Origin of the sequence: Pseudomonas sp. CAU 1711 (assembly GCF_039888625.1) — a bacterium.
In the GTDB taxonomy this organism is placed as follows: Bacteria; Pseudomonadota; Gammaproteobacteria; order Pseudomonadales; family Pseudomonadaceae; genus Aquipseudomonas.
In genome coordinates, this window is record NZ_JBDQQT010000015.1 from 72,541 (window position 1) to 92,761 (window position 20,221).

General features: G+C 65.6%; 24 protein-coding genes. 13 read left to right on the forward strand and 11 right to left on the reverse strand.

Annotated features, from left to right (window positions below):
• From AAFN46_RS16925 to vapB, 5 genes are read right to left on the reverse strand one after another with little or no spacing between them, the layout of a single operon-like run.
• Window positions 1-615 (reverse strand): DUF4276 family protein, encoded by a 615-nt coding sequence (locus tag AAFN46_RS16925; protein ID WP_347809870.1) that lies wholly within the window; start codon window positions 613-615, stop codon window positions 1-3.
• Window positions 615-1,859, reverse strand: a complete 1,245-nt coding sequence (locus AAFN46_RS16930) for an AAA family ATPase (RefSeq protein ID WP_347809871.1) — start codon at window positions 1,857-1,859, stop codon at window positions 615-617. Before AAFN46_RS16930 ends, AAFN46_RS16925 begins: the two co-directional genes overlap by 1 nt.
• Window positions 1,856-2,011: a hypothetical protein gene (locus AAFN46_RS16935; protein ID WP_347809872.1), complete on the reverse strand. Its 156-nt coding sequence runs from the start codon at window positions 2,009-2,011 to the stop codon at window positions 1,856-1,858. The genes AAFN46_RS16930 and AAFN46_RS16935 overlap by 4 nt, the downstream gene beginning before the upstream one ends.
• A 4-nt stretch (window positions 2,012-2,015) precedes the next feature.
• Complete coding sequence (locus AAFN46_RS16940) at window positions 2,016-2,438, reverse strand: type II toxin-antitoxin system VapC family toxin (RefSeq protein ID WP_347809873.1); 423 nt, start codon at window positions 2,436-2,438, stop codon at window positions 2,016-2,018.
• Complete coding sequence (vapB, locus tag AAFN46_RS16945; RefSeq protein ID WP_347809874.1) at window positions 2,438-2,668, reverse strand: type II toxin-antitoxin system VapB family antitoxin; 231 nt, start codon at window positions 2,666-2,668, stop codon at window positions 2,438-2,440. The genes AAFN46_RS16940 and vapB overlap by 1 nt, the downstream gene beginning before the upstream one ends.
• 121 nt (window positions 2,669-2,789) lie before the next feature.
• On the opposite strand from vapB, the gene selD reads away from it, so the two are divergent.
• The 4 genes from selD to AAFN46_RS16965 are packed head-to-tail and all read left to right on the forward strand — an operon-like array spanning window position 2,790 to window position 5,754.
• Complete coding sequence (gene selD / locus AAFN46_RS16950) at window positions 2,790-3,824, forward strand: selenide, water dikinase SelD (RefSeq protein WP_347809875.1); 1,035 nt, start codon at window positions 2,790-2,792, stop codon at window positions 3,822-3,824.
• Complete coding sequence (mnmH, locus tag AAFN46_RS16955; protein ID WP_347809876.1) at window positions 3,824-4,924, forward strand: tRNA 2-selenouridine(34) synthase MnmH; 1,101 nt, start codon at window positions 3,824-3,826, stop codon at window positions 4,922-4,924. Before selD ends, mnmH begins: the two co-directional genes overlap by 1 nt.
• Window positions 4,921-5,277: a hypothetical protein gene (locus AAFN46_RS16960; protein ID WP_347809877.1), complete on the forward strand. Its 357-nt coding sequence runs from the start codon at window positions 4,921-4,923 to the stop codon at window positions 5,275-5,277. The genes mnmH and AAFN46_RS16960 overlap by 4 nt, the downstream gene beginning before the upstream one ends.
• A gap of 60 nt (window positions 5,278-5,337) precedes the next feature.
• Window positions 5,338-5,754 (forward strand): RidA family protein, encoded by a 417-nt coding sequence (locus AAFN46_RS16965; RefSeq protein WP_347809878.1) that lies wholly within the window; start codon window positions 5,338-5,340, stop codon window positions 5,752-5,754.
• 219 nt (window positions 5,755-5,973) lie between these two features.
• On the opposite strand, the gene AAFN46_RS16970 is transcribed toward AAFN46_RS16965, so the two are convergent.
• The 3 genes from AAFN46_RS16970 to phhA form a co-directional block, all read right to left on the reverse strand.
• Complete coding sequence (locus AAFN46_RS16970; RefSeq protein ID WP_347809879.1) at window positions 5,974-7,170, reverse strand: amino acid aminotransferase; 1,197 nt, start codon at window positions 7,168-7,170, stop codon at window positions 5,974-5,976.
• Entirely contained in the window at window positions 7,167-7,520 is a 354-nt protein-coding gene (locus tag AAFN46_RS16975) for a 4a-hydroxytetrahydrobiopterin dehydratase (protein WP_347809880.1), read from the reverse strand. Before AAFN46_RS16975 ends, AAFN46_RS16970 begins: the two co-directional genes overlap by 4 nt.
• 135 nt (window positions 7,521-7,655) lie before the next feature.
• A complete protein-coding gene (gene phhA, locus AAFN46_RS16980) occupies window positions 7,656-8,441 on the reverse strand; it encodes a phenylalanine 4-monooxygenase (RefSeq protein ID WP_347809881.1) in 786 nt (261 codons plus the stop codon).
• 259 nt (window positions 8,442-8,700) lie between these two features.
• Between phhA and AAFN46_RS16985 the strand changes: the two genes are divergently transcribed.
• From AAFN46_RS16985 to AAFN46_RS17020, 8 genes are all read left to right on the forward strand, one after another.
• Window positions 8,701-10,254: a sigma-54-dependent transcriptional regulator gene (locus tag AAFN46_RS16985; protein WP_347809882.1), complete on the forward strand. Its 1,554-nt coding sequence runs from the start codon at window positions 8,701-8,703 to the stop codon at window positions 10,252-10,254.
• 387 nt (window positions 10,255-10,641) lie between these two features.
• Window positions 10,642-11,430: an ABC transporter substrate-binding protein gene (locus AAFN46_RS16990; protein WP_347809883.1), complete on the forward strand. Its 789-nt coding sequence runs from the start codon at window positions 10,642-10,644 to the stop codon at window positions 11,428-11,430.
• Window positions 11,431-11,529: 99 nt separating this feature from the next.
• Window positions 11,530-12,255 (forward strand): ABC transporter permease subunit, encoded by a 726-nt coding sequence (locus AAFN46_RS16995; RefSeq protein WP_347809884.1) that lies wholly within the window; start codon window positions 11,530-11,532, stop codon window positions 12,253-12,255.
• A complete protein-coding gene (locus AAFN46_RS17000) occupies window positions 12,252-12,995 on the forward strand; it encodes an ABC transporter permease subunit (protein WP_347809885.1) in 744 nt (247 codons plus the stop codon). The genes AAFN46_RS16995 and AAFN46_RS17000 overlap by 4 nt, the downstream gene beginning before the upstream one ends.
• Window positions 12,992-13,774 (forward strand): ATP-binding cassette domain-containing protein, encoded by a 783-nt coding sequence (locus AAFN46_RS17005; protein WP_347809886.1) that lies wholly within the window; start codon window positions 12,992-12,994, stop codon window positions 13,772-13,774. Before AAFN46_RS17000 ends, AAFN46_RS17005 begins: the two co-directional genes overlap by 4 nt.
• A 33-nt stretch (window positions 13,775-13,807) precedes the next feature.
• On the forward strand, window positions 13,808-15,256 hold the full coding sequence (gene lysA, locus AAFN46_RS17010) for a diaminopimelate decarboxylase (RefSeq protein WP_347809887.1): 1,449 nt from the start codon (window positions 13,808-13,810) through the stop codon (window positions 15,254-15,256).
• An 84-nt stretch (window positions 15,257-15,340) separates the two neighbouring features.
• A complete protein-coding gene (locus AAFN46_RS17015; RefSeq protein ID WP_347809888.1) occupies window positions 15,341-16,327 on the forward strand; it encodes a LysR family transcriptional regulator in 987 nt (328 codons plus the stop codon).
• Window positions 16,328-16,525: 198 nt separating this feature from the next.
• A complete protein-coding gene (locus AAFN46_RS17020; protein WP_347809889.1) occupies window positions 16,526-17,107 on the forward strand; it encodes a hypothetical protein in 582 nt (193 codons plus the stop codon).
• A 228-nt stretch (window positions 17,108-17,335) separates the two neighbouring features.
• Here AAFN46_RS17020 and AAFN46_RS17025 read toward each other — a convergent pair whose 3' ends face one another.
• Complete coding sequence (locus AAFN46_RS17025) at window positions 17,336-17,986, reverse strand: DUF502 domain-containing protein (protein WP_347809890.1); 651 nt, start codon at window positions 17,984-17,986, stop codon at window positions 17,336-17,338.
• Between the two features lie 125 nt (window positions 17,987-18,111).
• On the reverse strand, window positions 18,112-18,717 hold the full coding sequence (locus AAFN46_RS17030) for a hypothetical protein (RefSeq protein WP_347809891.1): 606 nt from the start codon (window positions 18,715-18,717) through the stop codon (window positions 18,112-18,114).
• A 102-nt stretch (window positions 18,718-18,819) separates the two neighbouring features.
• Between AAFN46_RS17030 and AAFN46_RS17035 the strand changes: the two genes are divergently transcribed.
• Entirely contained in the window at window positions 18,820-19,473 is a 654-nt protein-coding gene (locus tag AAFN46_RS17035; RefSeq protein WP_347809892.1) for a peroxiredoxin, read from the forward strand.
• 114 nt (window positions 19,474-19,587) lie between these two features.
• Here AAFN46_RS17035 and AAFN46_RS17040 read toward each other — a convergent pair whose 3' ends face one another.
• Window positions 19,588-20,205, reverse strand: a complete 618-nt coding sequence (locus AAFN46_RS17040) for a hypothetical protein (RefSeq protein WP_347809893.1) — start codon at window positions 20,203-20,205, stop codon at window positions 19,588-19,590.
• Between the last annotated feature and the right edge of the window lie 16 nt (window positions 20,206-20,221).

The window sequence follows — 20,221 nt, forward strand, 5'->3', positions numbered from 1 at the left end:
TCAGACCAAAGCAGCTGCAACGGCACCGGCAAATGCTTGAAAGCTTCGGGATCTATTTCGATTTGGGTCCATGTGCCTGGCAACAGACCTAGCCACTTCCAACTTACGCAGACCGGTACTGAAATAGCCTGATTGCTTGAGCACCCGCTCTAAAGTTTCCCAGGTGCCACCAGCTATCGCGTCAGGATCTCTAAATCCTGCTCTCTGCGGAACAGTCGCAGGAACACGTGGATAAGCTGCTTGCACTGCAGGCCAGTCCCCAAAGAACCAAGCTTCCAGCTCTTCGATGGCAATGCGGTTCACTACCTGAAAACGCTGGCCTTTACCGGAAGCAGTCTTGGTCAGCAAACCTGCTGCAGTCGCTATGCTCTCCAGTCGGGCTTTTAGTTCCACGCAGCGATCATCGTCGCGGTCCACCAAAACTAGAATGCGCCAGGTGTCAGGTAACCAAGATGCGTAGCCCCGAAGTCGTTCGGGTGCTTTTTTCAATAGGTCATCTTTGCATTGAAAGCGAATGATCTGAGACTCAACCATCCCCAGAATTCTCGGCAGAAGTTGTTCCAGTGCAGCCTCCATCGAGTATTCTTCGACGAACACAATCAGTTTTTCCAGCATCAGCCACGCCCCTTCTTCGTGGTTCGTGGGGCACCTTGATTCACCAATGGATCGCCCAAGCCAAAATGACCTTCCATCCACAAATGCCCTAAGCTGGCGCCGGCTTTGATGAACTCAGGAATGCCTTGAATGTCGCTGGCGCGTACGGCCTGTGTAAAGCCTTGCTCATCTCGATACAGCACACGTACTTCTTCTGCACGCATGGCATTCAAGAGAAATGGAGAGTGACTAGTAATAAGTAATTGTGAGTGCTCGGAGGCCGCCCTACATTCTTCGGCCAGTTCTGGTAACAAACGCGGATGTAGGAAGTTCTCAGGCTCCTCAATGCCGATAAAACGTGGTGGCTCCGGATCATACAACACCGTTAAATACGCCAACATCTTCATCGTGCCGTCGGAAGAAAATTTCGACAGTACGGGCTGCTCGAACGGAGCATCCTTGATCTGCAATAGTAATCGGCCGTCAGGCATCGGTTCAGCCTCCACACGCTCCAAACGGGGAATACGCGTGCGCAGTACCGAGAAAATATGCTCCAGGCGCTCAGGGTGCTGTTCCTTCAGATACTGGATTACATTGGGTAGATTCTCGCCTCCCTTGCTCAGGCGCTCCTGGGGGCCAGCCTCAGGTTGATTGCGGGTTGAGTCGATGGAGAGGTAGGACACATACCAGTCGGTGATGAACTCACGTAGCGCGGCCACACGTGGATGTTCGGTAAACTGCCCCAAGGTGTTGACTGCAATCAGGTCTGGTGAGCGCAGGTTGGTGTCAACACGCTTGTCATCCTCATCGGGCGCCGCACCGCTTGCGGCTTTACCAATGCCGCGACAAAACTCCAGAAACCGAAATGGTTTCCCGTTCTGCCCCCTTCGCCACTGCAGCCATTCTTCGACAACTTCTGGGCCTTTGCTGCCCTCGTCAATGGCTAGGTGATAGGTAATGATTGGCGTTTTGGGTTTTTCTCGATATTTCAGTTCAAAAATGATAGGGCCGGATGCTCCCCTCGACTTCAACTCTTTACCCCGGCCGCGTCGATCCCAAGCATGACGCAGGCCGAACTGGAAGCACTCTGACAAAAAATTGAACACGTCGAAGATGGTGGATTTACCACTACCATTTGGCCCCAGCAGAACGGTCATTGGCGTCAGGTTGTCAAGCTCCACACAGCGCAAAGCTCGGTAGTTTTCGACCCGAATAGACTCAATGCGAGGTATGCCGCGCAGGTTTTGCTGTTGTTTTTTGCTCATACATTCCCACCTTGTTTTTCCTTGTCGTGCGCCTTCTCTACTTTGAGATAGTGAGCTTCGCCATGTTGGCTCAGAGTTTCCAGCAAACGATAGGGCACGTGCTGGGCGGTACGCTTGGCCTGGGCGTCGCCCAGCCAGGTCAGTTGCGGCATGTATTCAAGTCCTTGTTGCGGGGGTGACCCAGTTTTCCACTTGCAAGCCCGGCACCCGCACGAACTCGCGTTCGTTGTTGGTCACCAGAATCCAGCCTTCGGCGCGAGCCTGAGCGGCCAGCCAGAGGTCGTTGTTGCCTATGGGTCGGCCTTGCTTCTGCAGCTCGGCGCGAATCTGGCCGTAGTGTTCGGCCGTGGCCTCGCTAAGTGGAGCAGGGGCTATGAGTTGGCTAAGAGTTTCGATGCTGGCCAGCGCGCGCTCGCGCTGTTGGCTCTTCTCCGCGCCGTAGCGCAGCTCGCCCAGGGTGACTACCGACATGGCCAGTTCGTTGGCGGCATGCTGGGCGAAGCGCTCGCGCACTTCGGGCGGGTTGTGCTTGGCGATGTAGATGCAGATGTTGGTATCCAGCAGGTAGCGGACGCTCATCAGAGTTCATCGCGCTCCTGTGGCGGGGCATCCTGGCGGCCTTCGGCAAGGAAGTCCTCGGGCAGGGCGGCCAGGGCATCGAACACGGCGCTGCCGTTGATGGGCACCGCGCGCAGCACCACTTCGTCGCCGCGGCGGAAGATTTCCACCTGCTCGACGTCGAAGCGAAAGTCCTTGGGCAGGCGTACCGCCTGGCTGTTGCCGGACTGGAAGATGCGGGCGTAGGACATGCGGTAGTCCTCCATGCTTGGATATATGTAACGTATATACGCTACCTGGGCGCGAATGGGTAGGTCGATCCAGCTTTGCTAGAATCCGCCGCCTGATTTCCCCGATGGTCGAGAGCGTGCGATGAGCGAGCCGATCCGTTTGACCCAGTACAGCCACGGTGCCGGCTGTGGCTGCAAGATTTCCCCCAAGGTGCTGGAAGTGATACTCGCCGGCAGCGGCGCGCAGAATCTCGACCCCAGGCTGTGGGTCGGCAATGCCTCCAAGGACGATGCGGCGGTCTACGCCCTGGACGAGGAGCGCGGGGTGGTCTCCACCACCGACTTCTTCATGCCCATAGTCGATGATCCCTATGACTTCGGCCGCATCGCCGCGACCAATGCGATCAGCGATATCTATGCCATGGGCGGTGACCCGCTGATGGCCATCGCCATCCTCGGCTGGCCGGTCAACCTGCTGCCGCCGGAGGTCGCCCGCGAGGTGATCCGTGGCGGCCGCACGGTGTGCGACGCGGCCGGCATCCCGCTGGCCGGCGGCCACTCGATCGACGCGCCGGAGCCGATCTTCGGCCTGGCGGTGACCGGCGTGGTCGAGAAGAAACACATGAAGCGCAACGACAGCGCCACGGCCGGATGCCGGCTGTACCTGACCAAGCCACTGGGCATCGGCATCCTCACCACCGCCGAGAAGAAGGCCAAGCTGCGCGAGCAGGACGTCGGCCTGGCGCGCGACTGGATGTGCACCCTGAACAGGCCCGGCAGCCGCTTCGGCCGGCTTTCCGGCGTGCGGGCGATGACCGATGTCACCGGCTTCGGCCTGCTCGGCCATCTGCTGGAGATGGCCGAGGGTGCCGGGCTCACCGCGCGCATCGACTACGCCGCCGTGCCGCGCCTGCCGGGGGTGGAGCACTACCTGGCCGAGGGCTGTGTGCCCGGCGGCACCCTGCGCAACTTCGACAGCTATGGCGAGAAGATCGCGCCCATCACTGACGAGCAGCAGCAACTGCTGTGCGACCCGCAGACCAGCGGCGGCCTGCTGGTGGCCGTCAGCCCCGAGGGCGAGGACGAGTTCCTCACTGTTGCCGCCGAACTGGGCCTGAACCTGTCGCCCATCGGCCAACTGGTCGAGCGACAGCGCCACGCGGTCGAGGTGCTGTGATGCGCGACGACACCGCCGACTACCGCGAGCTGTTCCTTAACGACACGCCCATGATGGATATGCGCGCCCCGGTGGAGTTCAGCAAGGGCGCCTTTCCCACTGCCACCAGCCTGCCGCTGATGAGCGATATCGAACGGCAGAAGGTCGGCACCTGCTACAAGCAGCACGGCCAGCAGGCCGCCATCGAACTGGGCCACCAGTTGGTCTCGGGTAAGGTCAAGGCCGAGCGCGTCGAGGCCTGGGCGGCCTTCGCCAGGGCCAATCCGCAAGGCTACCTGTACTGCTTCCGCGGCGGCCTGCGCTCGCAGATCGTCCAGCAGTGGCTGAAGAGCGAGGCGGGTATCGACTACCCGCGGGTGATCGGCGGCTACAAGGCGATGCGCGGCTTCCTGATCGAGACCCTGGACGGCGCCGTGGCCGAGTGCGATTTCGTCATAGTCGGCGGCATGACCGGCACCGGCAAGACCGAGGTGATCGCCGCCCTGGACAACAGCATCGACCTGGAAGGCCACGCCAACCACCGCGGCTCCAGCTTCGGCAAGCGCGCCAGCGGGCAGCCGGCGCAGATCGACTTCGAGAACCGGCTGGCCATCGACCTGCTCAAGCGCCGCGCCGCTGGTCAGCAGCAGTTCGTGCTGGAGGACGAGAGCCGCCTGATCGGCACCTGCTCGCTGCCCTTGCCGCTGCACCAGGGCATGCAGCAATACCCGCTGGTGTGGCTGGAGGACAGCTTCGCGGATCGCGTCGAGCGCATCCTCAAGGACTATGTGATCGACCTGGCCGCCGAGTTCATCGCCGAGCATGGCGAGGAGCACGGCTTCGCCCGGTTCGCCCAGCGCATGCTGCAGAGCATGGACAATATCCAGAAGCGCCTGGGCGGCGAGCGCCATGCCCGCCTGCGCGCCATCCTCGCGCAGGCGCTGGAGGAGCAGCAGCGTAGCGGCGCGGTGGATACCCACCGCGGCTGGATCGAGGGCCTGCTACACGAGTACTACGACCCCATGTACGTCTACCAGCGCGAGAGCAAGGCCTCGCGCATCGAATTCGCCGGCGAGCAGGATGCCGTGCTGGCCTACCTGCGCGAGAGGAGCAAGGCATGAAGCTGAAAGACCACCCCGAGGCCCTGGACTGCACCCTGTACCGTCCGGACGAGAACGACCCGGACGCCGAGGAGCTGGAGCTGGGCGACGGCCATGTGCTGTTCGAGGGTGCCTTCGCGGCGCCGGCCGAATGGGACGCCGCCGAGCGCGAGGACTACTTCGACGGCAGCGATCCGGCGCTGTTCTTCACCGCGCGCATCGAGAGCCCGGCCAAGGCCGACAGCAACGACTTCTTCGTCGCCGAGCCCGGCGACTACCTGGCGGTGATGCGCGGCCTGCAGGTGGAGATGTATTACGTCTACGACCGTGCCGATACCAGCTACGTGCTGATCCGCGACGATCAGCTGGACTGATGTCACAAGGTGACGTGCACGCTCGACTTAGGGATAGACCCACGCGATCAAGGAGAACGCATGAACAAGCCCGTCTTCACCCTGAACAACCCCGCCGGCCTCTACGACCCGACAGCCAACGGCTATTCCCATGTGGCCAGCGTGGCCGCCGGCGCGCGCCTGCTGTTCATCGCCGGACAGGGCGGCGAGGACGAGCGGGGCAACCTCAGCCCCGACTTCGCCGAGCAGGTGCGCCAGGCCCTGAACAACCTGCGCACGGCGCTGGAGTCTGCCGGCGCCAGCAGCCGTGACGTGGTCAAGCTGACGGTGCTGATCGTCGACCATAGCGAGGCGCGTCTGCGGGTGTTCGGCGAGCTGTTGCAGGTCGCCTTCGGCACAGGGCCGATGCCCACCTGCACGCTGATCCCGGTGCCACGCCTGGCGCTGGACGGCATGCTGTTCGAGATAGAGGCGGTGGCGGCGTTGGCCGCCGAGTAGCGGGAACGACGCCGCCCTCGGGCGGCGTTTTGGTTCGGAGGCGGGAGGGTGCAGTCTGGGCAGTCAGCTCCCTCACCCCTGGCCCCTCTCCCGGTGGGAGAGGGGAATATGTGACTGTTGCCGGCAGAGTCTGACGATAGCGCCGGCTGGGCTATGAACGTGGGCCGACAGTTCCCTCTCCCCGTCGGGGAGAGGGTTAGGGAGAGGGGGGCTCGCTATCTACTCGCAGACCCGGGCGATGGCGCCGGCCAGGTAGTCCAGGCGCTCTTCGCTCATGCCCGCCACGCTGGCGCGGCCGCTGCCGACCAGGTACACGCTGAACTCGTCGCGCAGCCGCGCCACCTGCGCGGCCGTCAGCCCGGTGTAGGAGAACATGCCGCGCTGCTGCGCCACATGGGCGAAGCGCTCGGTCAGACCGTGCGGGCGCAGGGCCTCGACCAGGCCGCTACGCAGGTTGGCCACGCGCCGGCGCATGTCGTCCAGCTCCGCGCTCCACAGCGCCCTGAGTTCGGCATCGCCGAGTATCTCGGCGACCACGGCGGCGCCGTGGGACGGCGGCGTCGACCACAGGCCGCGGGCCAGCAGGGCCAGCTGGCTGCGCACATCGGCCAGCTTGGCGCTGCTTTCGGCGCGCAGGAGCAGCGCGCCGGTGCGCTCGCGGTACAGGCCGAAGTTCTTCGAGCAGGAGCTGGTGATCAGCAGTTCCGGCAGCTCGGCGGCGAACAGGCGCACGGCCCAGGCGTCCTCGACCAGACCGTCGCCGAAGCCCTGATAGGCGAAGTCGAGCAACGGCAGCAGCTCGCGCGCCTTGACCACCTCCAGCACGCGTTTCCAGTCGCGCGGGGCGAGGTCGAAGCCGGTGGGGTTGTGGCAGCAGGCATGCAGCAGCACCACATCGCCGGCGGGCACGCGCTGCAGGGCGTCGAGCATGGCGTCCACGTCCAGCCGGTTGTCGGCGCCGACATAGGGGTAGTGCTCGACGCGCAGGCCGCAGGCGGCGAACAGGGGCTCGTGAATCGGCCAGGTCGGGTCGCTCAACCAGATGCCGCGGCCCGGCAGGTTGCGTGCGATGAACTCGCCGGCCAGGCGCAGCGCGCCGGTGCCGCCGGGGGTCTGGGTGGCGCCGGCCAGGCCATCGCGCAGCAGCGTCGAATCCGCGCCCAGCACCAGCTGCTGCAGGCGCTCGCCAAACTCCGGTGCGCCATGGCCGCCGATATAGGTCTTGGTCGTTTCGCCGTCGACCAGGCGCCGCTCGGCCAGTTTCACCGCGCGGGGAATGGGCGTCAGGCCGCTGGCGTCCTTGTACACGCCGACGCCCAGGTCCAGCTTGGCCGGGTTGGGGTCGGCGCGGTAGGCGTCGAGCAGGCCGAGAATGGGGTCGCCGGGCACCCCGACGACGGCGGCGAAGTGGCTCACTTGCGACCCTCGGCATCGGCGGCCAGCAGGTCGGTGCGCGCGGCCATGATGAAGTCGTTGCGGTGCAGGCCCTTCATCTCGTGGCTCCACCAGGTGACGGTGACCTTGCCCCATTCGGTGAGCAGCGCCGGGTGATGGCCGACTTCCTCGGCGATGGCGCCGACCGCGTTGGTGAAGGCCAGGGCGTGGCGGAAGTTCTTGAACAGGTAGACGCGTTCCAGCTCCATATGGCCGTCGCGCACCTCGATGTTCCAGTCGGGAATCTCGCGGATCAGGCTGGCCAGTTCTTCTTCCGAGACGTGGGGCGCATCGGCGCGGCAGGCTTCGCATTGGGCTTGGGCGAGGGACATGGGTTTTCTCCTGAAGTGGGCTGTTTGTAGGGTGGACAACGGCCGCGGGCCTTGTCCACCGGTGCATAGAGTCGGCCGGGGGCGATGAGGCCCTCACCCCCGGCCCCTCTCCCGGAGGGAGAGGGGAGAATAGTTCTACGCTGCCTTCGGCGGGAACTTCGGCGCGTGCAGGCCGAGGGCCATGGCGCGGGCCACCATGCCCATGATGTCCTCGTGGGCCAGGTCGAACAGGCGCTTGAGGTCCGGCAGCACGAAGTACAGCGGTTGCAGGATGTCGATGCGGTAGGGCGTGCGCATCGCCTCCAGCGGGTCGAAGGCCTGGTGCTCGGGCTCGCCGGACAGGCTGTAGACCGTCTCCTTCGGTGAGGAGAGGATGCCGCCGCCGTAGATGCGCCGGCCTTGCGGGGTATCGACCAGGCCGAACTCGATGGTCATCCAGTACAGCCGCGCGAGGAACACCCGCTGCTCCTTGTTCGCGGCCAGGCCGAGCTTGCCGTAGGTGTGGGTGAACTCGGCGAACCAGGGGTTGGTCAGCAGCGGGCAGTGGCCGAAGATCTCGTGGAAGATGTCCGGCTCCTGCAGGTAGTCCAGCTCCTCCGGGGTGCGGATAAAGGTGGCCACCGGGAAGCGCTTGCTGGCCAGCAGCTCGAAGAAGGTCTGGAAGGGGATCAGCGCCGGCACCTGGGCCACGCTCCAGCCGGTGCTGGCATTCAGCACCCTGTTGATCTCGCCGAGCTGGGGAATGCGCTCGTGCGGCAGGCCGAGCTGTTCGATGCCGTCGAAGTACTCCTGGCAGGCGCGCCCCTCCAGCACCTTCATCTGCCGGGTGATCAGGGTGTTCCACACCTGATGCTCGGTGTCCGAATAGTGGATGAAACCGTGCTCGTCCGGTTGCCGTGCCACGTACTGCGTGCCTTTCATGCAGGCCTCCCGCTGGGGCTGTTGTTCTTGTATGGACAACAGTTAGCGTCGTCTCTTTCCCGGGTGGAAGGCTGTCGATGGGGCGGACTGACCGATCGAGCGGGGCAGGATCGTAAAATTCTGCTTACGACTGTGGCCGAATGCCGCAGATTGCCCTTGTTGATCGACTCTTCTGTCACATATTCTTTACGGAAAATCGCGGCCGGCTGCGAAATCCCGCGCCGTGCCTCCACCATCAGCACAGTCCGGGGCATCCAGCGTGCGCATCAAGGTCCATTGCCAGAATCGCGTCGGCATCCTGCGCGACATCCTCGAACTGCTGGTCGACTACGGCATCAACGTCGCCCGCGGCGAGGTCGGTGGCGAGCAGGGCAACGCCATCTACCTGCACTGCCCGAACCTGATCAATCTGCAGTTCCAGTCGCTGCGTCCGAAGTTCGAGGCCATTTCCGGGGTGTTCGGGGTCAAGCGTGTCGGCCTGATGCCCAGCGAGCGCCGTCATCTGGAGCTCAACGCGCTGCTCGGCGCGCTGGATTTTCCGGTGCTGTCCATCGACATGGGCGGCGCCATAGTCGCGGCCAACCGCAGCGCCGCGCAGCTGCTCGGGGTGCGCGTCGACGAGGTGCCGGGCATGGCGCTGTCGCGCTATATCGAGGATTTCGACCTGCCGGAACTGGTGCGCGCCAACAAGTCGCGGGTCAACGGCCTGCGGGTCAAGGTCAAGGGCGACACCTTCCTCGCCGATATCGCGCCGCTGCAGAACGAGCATGACGAGAGCGAGGCGCTGGCCGGCGCCGTGCTCACCCTGCACCGGGCGGATCGGGTTGGCGAGCGCATCTACAACGTGCGCAAGCACGAGTTGCGCGGCTTCGACTCGATCTTCCAGAGCTCCAGGGTGATGGCCGCCGTGGTGCGCGAGGCCCGGCGCATGGCGCCGCTGGACGCGCCGCTGCTGATCGAGGGCGAGACCGGCACCGGCAAGGAGCTGCTGGCCCGCGCCTGCCACCTGGCCAGCCCGCGCGGCCAGTCGCCCTTTATGGCGCTGAACTGCGCCGGCCTGCCGGAGTCGATGGCCGAGACCGAGCTGTTCGGCTACGGCCCCGGCGCCTTCGAGGGCGCGCGCCCGGAGGGCAAGCTCGGTCTGCTGGAGCTGACCGCCGGCGGCACCCTGTTCCTCGACGGGGTCGGCGAGATGAGCCCGCGCCTGCAGGCCAAGCTACTGCGCTTCCTGCAGGACGGCTGCTTCCGCCGGGTCGGCAGCGACGAGGAAGTGTACCTGGACGTGCGGGTGATCTGCGCCACCCAGGTCGACCTGTCCGAACTGTGCGCCCGTGGCGAATTCCGCCAGGACCTCTACCACCGCCTCAACGTGCTCTCCCTGCATATCCCGCCGCTGCGCGAATGCCTGGACGGCCTCGGTCCGCTGGTGGAGCACTTCCTCGACTCGGCCAGCCGGCAGATTGGCTGCCCCTTGCCCAGGCTGGCGCCCCAGGCCTTCGAGCGCCTGGCCCACTACCACTGGCCGGGCAATGTGCGGCAGCTGGAGAACGTGCTGTTCCAGGCCGTGTCGCTGTGCGACGGCGGCCTGGTCAAGGCCGAGCATATCCGCCTGCCGGACTACGGCGCGCCGCAGCCGCTGGGCGACTTCTCCACCGAGGGCGACCTGGACGCCATCCTCGGCCGCTTCGAGAAGGCCGTGCTGGAGCGCCTGTACGCCGAGCACCCGAGCAGCCGCCAACTGGGCAAGCGCCTCGGCGTGTCGCATACCACCATCGCCAACAAGCTGCGCCAGTACGGCCTGGGGCGGGACTGATCGATCCCCCGCGCGGTGAGCCCGCCAAGGCTCACCGATTGATCCATCCGCCCCCTACGCCGTCCGCATGCAGCGCGGGGATGGCGACATTGCCGATCATTTTTGCGCCGGCCTGCTCCTGGCGATCGCGCGCAGCACTGCGCCTGGATGCAGCGTTTTCGTCTCGGCGCCAGTCCTGCCGGAGCCTTGCCCCTGCTGCATCGCAGGGCTTTCTGCCACCTCGCGTGGCAGTGCTTATACATAGCCTAGGGCTATGCATTGGATTTCAAAGATACATTTGAACAATGCGAAGGGCGGACGGATTCTAGCCCGCAGGCAGGCCGCACCCCCCCGCCAACAGCCGGCCAGGCCCGTACCTCACCGTCCATTGCCCTAGAGGAAAACAACATGAACAAGACTCTATGCTCCCTGTTGCTGGCCGCTGCGGCCATTCTGCCGAGCTCCGCCGTCCTGGCCGGCGAAGGCCAGACCCTGCGCATCGCCACCGAGGGGGCCTATCCGCCCTTCAATTTCTTCACCGCAGACGGCCAGCTGGACGGCTTCGACATCGAGATCGGCAACGCGCTGTGCGCGCAGATGAAGGCCAAGTGCCAGTTCGTCGCCCAGGACTGGGACGGCATCATCCCGGCGCTGCTGGCGGACAAGTACGACCTGATCATCGCCTCGATGTTCATCACCGAGGAGCGCAAGCAGAAGGTCGCCTTCACCGCGCCCTACCAGAAGTCGGCCATGACCTTCGTGGTGCCCAAGGACTCGGAGCTCAGGGACTTCTCGCCCAAGGGCCTGGCCGGCAAGACCATCGGCGCGCAGGGCTCGACCACCCAGGGCGACTACCTCTCGGCCATGTTCCCGGACTCCGACGTGCGCCTGTACCCGACCCAGGATGCGGTCAACCTCGACCTGGCCTCGGGCCGCCTCGACGCCCAGGTCGGCGACATGATCCCGATGCTGGAATGGACCGCCAAGACCGAGGACGGCGCCTGCTGTGTGCTGGCCGGCGCGCCGATCAGCGAGGCCAAGTACGTGGGCGAGGGCGTCGGTATCGCCCTGCGCAAGGAAGACGCGGCCCTGCGCGAGGAGCTGAACCAGGCCCTGGCCGCGATCATCGCCGACGGCACCTACAAGGCGATCAACGACAAGTACTTCTCGGTCAACCTGCTGACCTTGCAGAAGTAAGCCCCGGACACCGCTCCGCGATCCCGCGCGAGTGCGCGCGCGGAGCGGTGTGGCGGCTGTATCGAGATTCCATCCTTCCGATCGAGACGAGACTGTTCTATGGAGTGGCTCTCCTACCTGAGCTTCACCGGTGGCGGCTGGGGCGACGAACTGCTGCGCGGCCTGGGCGTGACCCTGGCCCTGGCGGCGGTCACGCTGCCACTGGGCCTGGCGCTGGGCCTGGCCGTGGCGGCCATGGCGCTGTTCGGCGGCAGGCTGCTGCGTGCCCTGGCCGTCGGCTTCAGCACCACCATCCGCGGTCTGCCCGAGCTGCTGACCCTGTTCATCATCTACCACGGCGTCGGGCTGGCGATTAACAGCCTGCTCAAGTGGCACAACCCGGGGGCGACCCCGGTCGAGCTGAGCCCCTTCCTGGCCGGGGTGGTTGCTCTGGGGCTGGTCTTCGCCGGCTATTCCAGCGAAGTCTGGCGTGGCGCCTGGCAGGCGCTGGACCCTGGCCAGCTGGAGGCCGCGCAGGCCATCGGCGTGCGCCGGCTGACCATCTTCCGCCTGATCGAGCTGCCGCAGCTGCTGCGCCTGGCCCTGCCGGGGCTGGGCAACCTGTGGGTGAGCCTGATCAAGGACACCGCGCTGGTCTCGGTGATCGCGCTCAACGATCTGATGCGCATGGCCAATATCGCCGTCGGCGTGACCAAGAAGCCCTTCCTGTTCTTCGCCGTGGTGTGCTTGATCTACTGGGCCATCTGCCTGCTCTGCGAATGGGCCCTGGCCCGCCTGGAGCGCCGCGCCAATCGCGGCTTCGAACGCGAGGGGCACACGGCATGATCGATATTCTCGAACGCTTTTCCGGGCCGCTGCTGTCCGGCGCCGGGCTGACCCTGCAGCTCACCCTGATCGCCGCGCTGCTGGCCGGCTGCCTGTCGCTGCCGCTGGCCTTGCTGCGGCGCAGCCCGAGTATCGCCTGGCGCTGGCCGGTGCGCCTGTACGTGTCGTTCTTCCGCGGCACGCCGCTGCTGGCGCAGCTGTTCCTGGTCTATTACGGCTCGGGCCAGTTCCGCGTGCCGCTGACCGAGGCGGGGCTGTGGTGGTTCTTCCGCGATCCCTACTACTGCGCGTTGCTGACCTTCGTGCTCAATTCCACCGCCTACCAGGTGGAGATACTGCGTGGCGGCCTGCGCGCGGTGCCCACCGGGCAGATCGAGGCGGGCGTGGCCATGGGCATGCGCCGCTTCGACCTGTACCGCAAGATCGTCCTGCCCAACGCCTACCGCATCGTGTTCCCGGCCCTGGGCAACGAGATCATCCTGCTGCTCAAGGGCAGTGCGGTGGTCAGCGTGATCACCGTGCTCGATGTGATGGGCCAGACCCGCCGCGCCTTCTCGCAGACATTCGACCTGTCCCTGTACTTCTGGGCCGCCGTGCTCTACCTGCTGATGACCACGCTGTTCGTCATGCTCTGGCGCCGCCTGGAGGCCTGCCTGACCCGTCACCTGCATAACCGCAGCGCGCAGCCCAACAAGCACCGCAGCCTGCTCAACCGACTTTCCACAGGAGTGGCCCGATGACCGCCATCCAGAATTCCCAGGCTGCCCTCGAAGTGGAGCACCTGCACAAGTCCTACGCCGGTATCGAGGTGCTCAAGGGCGTCTCGCTGACCGCGCACAAGCACGACGTGATCAGCATCATCGGCTCCAGCGGCTCGGGCAAGAGCACCTTCCTGCGTTGCATGAATCTGCTGGAGTTCCCCGACAGCGGCACCCTGCGCGTGCAGGGCGAAGAGCTGGAGCTGGCCGCCGACAAGTGTGGCAAGCGCTCCAGGCGCTGCCAGCGGCAGATCGAGCGGGTGCGCACGCATCTGGGCATGGTGTTCCAGTCGTTCAACCTGTGGCCGCACATGAGCGTGCTGGAGAACGTGATGCTGGGCCCGTGCATCGTGCTCGGCCGCCCGCGCGAGGAGGTCGAGGCCAAGGCGCGCAGCCTGCTGGCGCGGGTCGGCATGCTGGAGAAGTGCCACGTCTATCCCGAGTGCCTGTCCGGCGGGCAGAAGCAGCGCGTGGCCATCGCCCGGGCCCTGGCCATGGACCCGGAGGTGATGCTGTTCGACGAGCCGACCTCGGCGCTGGACCCCGAGCTGGTCGGCGAGGTGCTCAAGGTGATCCGCGAGCTGGGCGAGGAGGGCCGCACCATGATCATGGTCACCCACGAGATGCGCTTCGCCCGCGAGGTGTCCTCGCGCGTGGTCTACCTGCACCAGGGCCGCATCGAGGAACAGGGGCCGCCCGAGCAGCTGTTCGACGATCCGCAGTCGCCCAACCTGCGCCGCCTGCTGGCCACCCAGCACTGATTGACTCCCTACCTTCTGCCTAGAGTTCCTGCCATGACCTCAGTCGTATCGCTGCACCCGTGGAAACGCGAAGAGCACCTGACCAGTGCCGGCAACCAATTGCTGATCGATGGCGTCAACGCCGTCGAGCTGGTCGAGAAGTACGGCTCGCCGCTCTATGTGTATTCCGAGGCGCGTCTGCGCCGCAACGCCGCCGATATCCTCGACAACTTCCGCCGCGAGCACGCCAACACCCGCGTGTGCTTCGCCAGCAAGGCCTGCGCCAACCTGGCCGTGCTCAGGGTGTTCAAGGACTGCGGCCTGGCGCTGGAGGTCAACTCCGGCGGCGAATTCCACAAGGCCTGCGTGGCCGGATTCGATCCGGCCGAGCTGGTGTTCAACGGCGTGGCCAAGCAGGTACGCGAGCTGCGCGAGGTGATCGGCGCCGGCATCGGCGCGATCAACGTCGATTCGCTGTCCGAGCTGCAGCGCATCATCGCCGTGGCCGGCGAGCTGGGGCGGCAAGCGCGCGTGGCGCTGCGCATCATCCCGGAAATCCGCGGCGGCGCCGCCGCCGGCTGGCAGACCGGCACCTCGACCTCCAAGTTCGGCATGACCGCCGAGGAGCAGGCCGAGGCGCTGGGGCTGATCTTGCAGCACCCGCAGGCGGTGAAGATGGTCGGCGTGCACGCGCACATCGGCACCCAGATCACCGACATCGGCGTGTACCAGGCCGAGGCGGCGTTCCTCGTCGACTACGTGCGCGAGGTCAGCGCGCGCCTGCCGTACCCGCTGGAGCACCTGAACCTCGGCGGCGGTTTCGCCAAGAACTACAGCAGCGCCGAAGAGAACTTCGCCCCGGTGGCGCCGCACTACCGCGACAGCTACCGCACCGACATCGACTTCGCCATGCTCGCCCGCCAGCTGATCCGCCCGATCAGCCAGGCGCTGGGCAAGGACATCCAGATCATCGTCGAGCCGGGCCGCAGCATGGTCAGCGACAGCGCCATCCTGCTGACCCGCATCGAGGCGCACAAGCAGCGCCAGACCCCGGTGTTCTACCTGGATGCCGGCTACAGCGTGCTGTTCGACCTGTACATCGGCTGGTACTTCCACATGCTCAACGCCTCGCGCGCCGACGACAGCGACACCGCGCTGTTTCGCATGGCCGGCCCGCTGTGCGACAGCAGCGACACCTACTACGACATCGAGGGCGAGGGCGCGGTGGCCGAGCTGATCGCCGAACAGCCGGCGCTGGCCGAGCACCGCGCGGTGCTGGAGCAGGTGCTGGTGCACCAGCCGAACCTGCGCGAGCTGCCGGCGGCCACGGCGCAGGGCGATGTGATCGCGCTGCTGGATGTCGGCGCCTACGCGCTGGAGATGATGAGCCAGTACTGCGGGCGCCAGGCCGCCGCGGCGGTGCTGGTGGATCTCAAGCAGGGCAGCCGGCTGATCCGCCGGCGCGCCGAGTATGCCGACCTGCTGGCGCATGATGTCGACTGAAGGCATCGGCGTGTCGCCTGCGGGGCAGTCGCGCGCTGCCCTTCGGGGCGGCGGCAGTGCTAAGGTCTGCCCGGAGCCGTCGGCATGACGGCCTGCCTGGGAGAAATGCCGATCATGCTGTCGCCGCGCGAGCGCCTGCTGCGCAATCTGGACTGGAACCTGCTGTACACCTTTCTGGTCATCGTCGAGGAAAGCAGCATCACCGGCGCCGCCCGGCGCCTGTCGCTCAGCCAGCCGAGCGTGAGCAACGCGCTCAAGCGCCTGGAGGAGCACCTGGGCATGCGCCTGATCCTGCGGCGCAAGGGCATGTTCGCCCTGACCGAGCAGGGCCTGCGGGTCTACGAGTACATCTCCTCGGCCGGCAGCATCCTGGAAAAGATGGCCGAGCAGTACGCCGGCGAGGCCGGTGCGGTACTCGGCGAGCTGCATATCCAGGTGGCCAGCCACGTCTATTGCCGGCCGTTCGACGCGGCGCTGGTGCGCTTTCACCGGCAGTACCCCAATGTCCTGATCAGCCTCAGCTCCGAGCCGAGCGCGCATATCGTCGATGCGGTGGCGCAGGATCGCCTGCACATCGGCATCAGCAACAAGAAGACGGCGCAGACCGGGCTGCATTTCGACCTGCTCGGCTACGAGCAGATGGCCTTCTACTGCGGGCCGACGCACCCGCTGTTCGGACGGGACGACCTGACCAGCGCCGACCTGCGCGGTCTGGCCTACATCTCCTTCGAGAGCGACCAGCCCGGCGAGGGGCTCAGTGCGGTCAGCAACGTGCGCGCCGAGCAGCAGTTCTGGGGGCGCCTGGTGGCGGTGTCGCCCAACGAGGAGGAAATCCGTCGGCTGATTCTCGCCGGCCTCGGCTTCGGCGCTATGACGGTCGAAGGCGCGCGGCCCTACGTGGCGCAGAACCTGCTGTTCCAGCTGCCGCCATACGAGGACCTGCCGGTCAACGAGGTGTATCTGGTGACCCCGGAGAACCAGTTGCTTAGTGACGTGGAGCAGCTGTTCATCACCCTGCTGCGCGAGGCCGCGGTGGATGAGGTGCGTGCGCGCTATTTCAGTTCGACCTGAGCCCATTGTCCGAGTCGTACTCGCTACGTTGATGTGCCCGAGGCCCCGGGTGCCCTCTCATTGGGAGTCCAATCGAACAGTTGGCACCTTCGTGCAAGTAAAAGTCAATTGTACTGGCTTGTGAGAATTGTTAGCATTTAGATACAAATCTAACGCTCTCCTCCTTGTCCGTTCCGGACGAGGCAAAGGTTCCCCACCATGTTCAAAACGTTGTTGGTGTATGGCCACCTGCTCTCGACCTGTATTGCCCTCGGACATGTGCTCCTGGCGGATCACAAGCTCTGGCGTTGGCGCCATGCACCACTGGGTTCGACTCAGTTGGCCTATCTAGCGGAAACCCAAAAGATCGTGACCCTGGCTCTGCTGGCGCTTTGGGCGAGTGGATTGCTGCTGGTGCTGCAGGGCTATCACGATGAGGGTATGCGCTACCTGCTCAACCAGAAGCTCTGGGCCAAGGTGGGAATAGTCGCGCTGCTGAGCATCAATGGCTTGCTATTGCACAAGGTCGGCTTCCCGCAGCTACAGCGGGCGGCCTATGCCGCGCTGCCGTTCGCGGCGCGCAGCCGCCTGGCGCTGCTGGGCGCGCTTTCCAGCAGCGGCTGGCTGTTTGCTGCCTTTCTGGGGGTGGCTCGCCCATGGAATCACGTATTGCCTTGCCTGCATGTGCTGGCGGTATTCGTGGTGCTTCTGGCGCTGGCCTGTGGCAGTGCACTGATGGTGGCTGGGATGACCGGAGTGGCGCGCGAGAGGCAGGTAGGCGCCAAGTCCAGTCTGTCCTAGCGAAGCGGTATGCTACTTAGGTTGAATGGTGGGGAGGGCTGCCTAGGGCGAGAATTGTGTCATCCGGCTCCTGCGATACCCGGATGCGTTTCTGACATTCCTCCCCGGAATGAATTGACGGCGACCTTCGGGTCGCCTTTTTTCTGTGCTGTGCTGTGCAGCCGCAGCGTCAGGATCGTGAGGTCCTCCCGAGTTGCGCCCCGATTGGCGAGCGCAGTGCAATGGCTTTCATGGGGTCTTTAGCTTGCCCGCGCCCGGTGGGGTGATGCCCATCGACACATAGATGCTGGTGAACCTGTCCATGCCGATCTCCGCCGGCCTGAGCCATTCCACCGGCACATAGAGCAGCCCGCCGCCGACCGGCACCGGTGCGGTGGGCACCAGGATGGCCTGGTAGGCGCGGCCGTCGATCTCGACCGGCTCGGGGTTGGAGAGCAGGGCCAGCACCGCCGCGCCGTCGCCGCCGAACAGGCACCACACCGGGCGCATGGCCGTCAGGTCGGTATTGTCCTGCTGGTCCAGCAGACCGACGAAGCGATCGGCCAGGCCATAGAGGTTGCCGAGCAGCGGGATGCGCCGCAGGGTGCGATCGAGCAGGCGCCGCAGCGGGCCCTTGAGGCCCAGCTGCACGGCCAGCCCGAGCGGATAGAGCGCCGCCACCAAGGCCAGGGCGCCGAGCAGCCAGGCCAGTTCCTGGCTGTTGGCGAAAGGCTGGCCGAGCTCGGCGAACAGCGTGCCGACTAAGCTGGAGGGGCCGATCAGCTTGTTCAGCAGGCTCACCAGCCAGCCCAGCAGGAACAGCGATAGGGCCAGCGGCAGCAGGGTGAGCAGGCCGGCCAGCCAGGTGGTGGCGAGGGAATGGAAGCTGCGCTTGAACATGGGGTTTCCTCGGTGCGATGGCGGCGCCAAGGCTAGAGCAAAAGTTCGGGCTGTGGCAGCGCGGGTTGCTGTTCGTTCGCCGGGTGCGTGTCGGAAACCCTCGAGCGGGGCGGGGGAGAGGTGCCTCAGAGGGCGGCTGCCGGGACGGGCGCCAGCGCCGCATTGGCCCGCCGCACCAAACGCCAGTGCACTATCCATAGCGCCATGGCCAGCAGGCCGGCCAGCGAGCCCAGCGGGTGCGGGACCAGCGCGACGATCTGCGCCACGCACCAGCCCCAGCCGCTGACCAGCCCGGCATCGCGCGGCAACCGCAGGTCGGCGTTATGCCGCGCCTCCGCACGCAGGGAGGCGGCGACATTGGCGACGATGCAGAAATCCTCGATGAAGTTGTACGGCAGCAGGAACATCAGCCACACGCTGCGCGGACGGGCTCGGCGCGCCTCGGGGCGGACCAGCGCGAGTGAGCGCTGCAGGTCGCGGCAGTAGAGCGCCACCAGCGCGAGAAACAGTGCGATCGCCAGCAGGCTGCCCAGCGGGCCGAACATCTCGACCTCCTTGAGGATGCCGCCACCCGCCTCGGGGTTCAGCAGCGGGTAGGCCAGGCCATAGGCGATGGGCAGGCTGAGGGCGATCTTGAGCGCAATCTTGGCGATGCCATCCATGGGCGTGAGGCTGCTGTGGCTGTTGTCGCAGCCGACCCTAATATGGCGGGCCGGTCGTTGTCGACGCATGACGGCAAGAGTCGGACAGATGCCTATACTCCAGCGCTGTGGTGGCCAACCGGCCTCGACTGGCCCGGCAGGGGCCGCAAGACGAATCAAGGAGAAGATCAAGTGACGCTACGTATCAACGATCTGGTGCCCGACTTCAGCGCCGACACCGACCAGGGGCCGATCAGGTTCCATGAATGGATAGGCTCCGACTGGGCCATCCTGTTCTCCCATCCCAAGGACTTCACCCCGGTCTGCACCACCGAGTTCGGCGCGGTCGCCCAGTTGGCGGAGGAGTGGCGCAAGCGCGGTACCAAGGTCATCGGGGTGTCGGTCGACGGCGTGGACAGCCACAAGAAGTGGAAAGGCGATATCGAAGGCTTCTGCGGCACCTCGGCAGGCTTCCCGATCATCGCCGACGAGGAGCTGGCGGTGTCCAAGGCCTTCGACATGCTGCCGGCCGAAGCCTACCTGCCGGACGGCCGCACCGCCGCCGACACCGCCACCGTGCGCTCGGTGTTCATCATCGGCCCGGACAAGCGACTCAAGCTGAGCATGACCTATCCCATGTCGGTCGGACGCAACTTCGCCGAGGTACTGCGTGCGCTGGATGCCCTGCAGTTGACCTACAACGTGCCGCTCGCCACCCCGGCCAACTGGATCAGCGGCCAGGACGTGATAGTCGCCCTCGCCCTCAATGACGAGCAGGCGCGCGAGAAGTACGGGGCTATCGATATCAAGCTGCCCTACCTGCGCACGACCAAGGCACCGCAATAGTGCCCGGGAGATCGGGGCAGGGCATGCCCCGATCTCGTTCGGCGGCAGCGATCAGGCCAGCGCCCGGAGAAGCAGCACCCACAGCCCTATGACGGCCATGAAGTTATGCTGAACTCAGTAGAGATCGGTACGTTTGCTCGGCTTCACCGCCTGGATGAAGCTGTGACCCAGGCCGATGTCGGTGACCACGCGGGTGCACAGGGCGGGGATGGCGATCAGCGCGTGGATCAGCATGGCCACCGCCGCGTAGGCGCCGAACTCGATGGCGCGCAGGGGCGGCGGCAGGGGATCGCGGCGGCTGTCCAGCAGCGCCTGTTGCAGGGCCGGTAGGTCGGCCCAGTGCTCGCCGTCGATCTTCTCGCGCATGCTCAGCGGATACAGGTTGCGGCTGCGACAGCCACGGCGGAAGGCGCGCCACATGCGCTTGGGTTGCAGCACCAGGCCGGTGGAGAGGGCGATCAGGTTCATGGTGCCGAGCAGCGGCGAATTCAGCATCGAGCCGGTGCCCAGCTCCCAGGCGCTGACCTCGCCCTCGCCGATGCGCCCGGTGCTGTAGCCGGTCGCGATATGGTGCAGGTCGTGGTACTTCAGGTAGATGTGGCGGGTTTCGATGTTCGGCAGCGGCACCAGCAGGCAGCCGGTGTAGACCGGCACGGTGCAGGCCTGGCGGTCGGCCGTGTCGCTGAAGCCGCAGCGGCGGTAGAAGGCGGCGAGTTCTTCCTTGAGGGTCATGGCGTGCGTCCTTGGC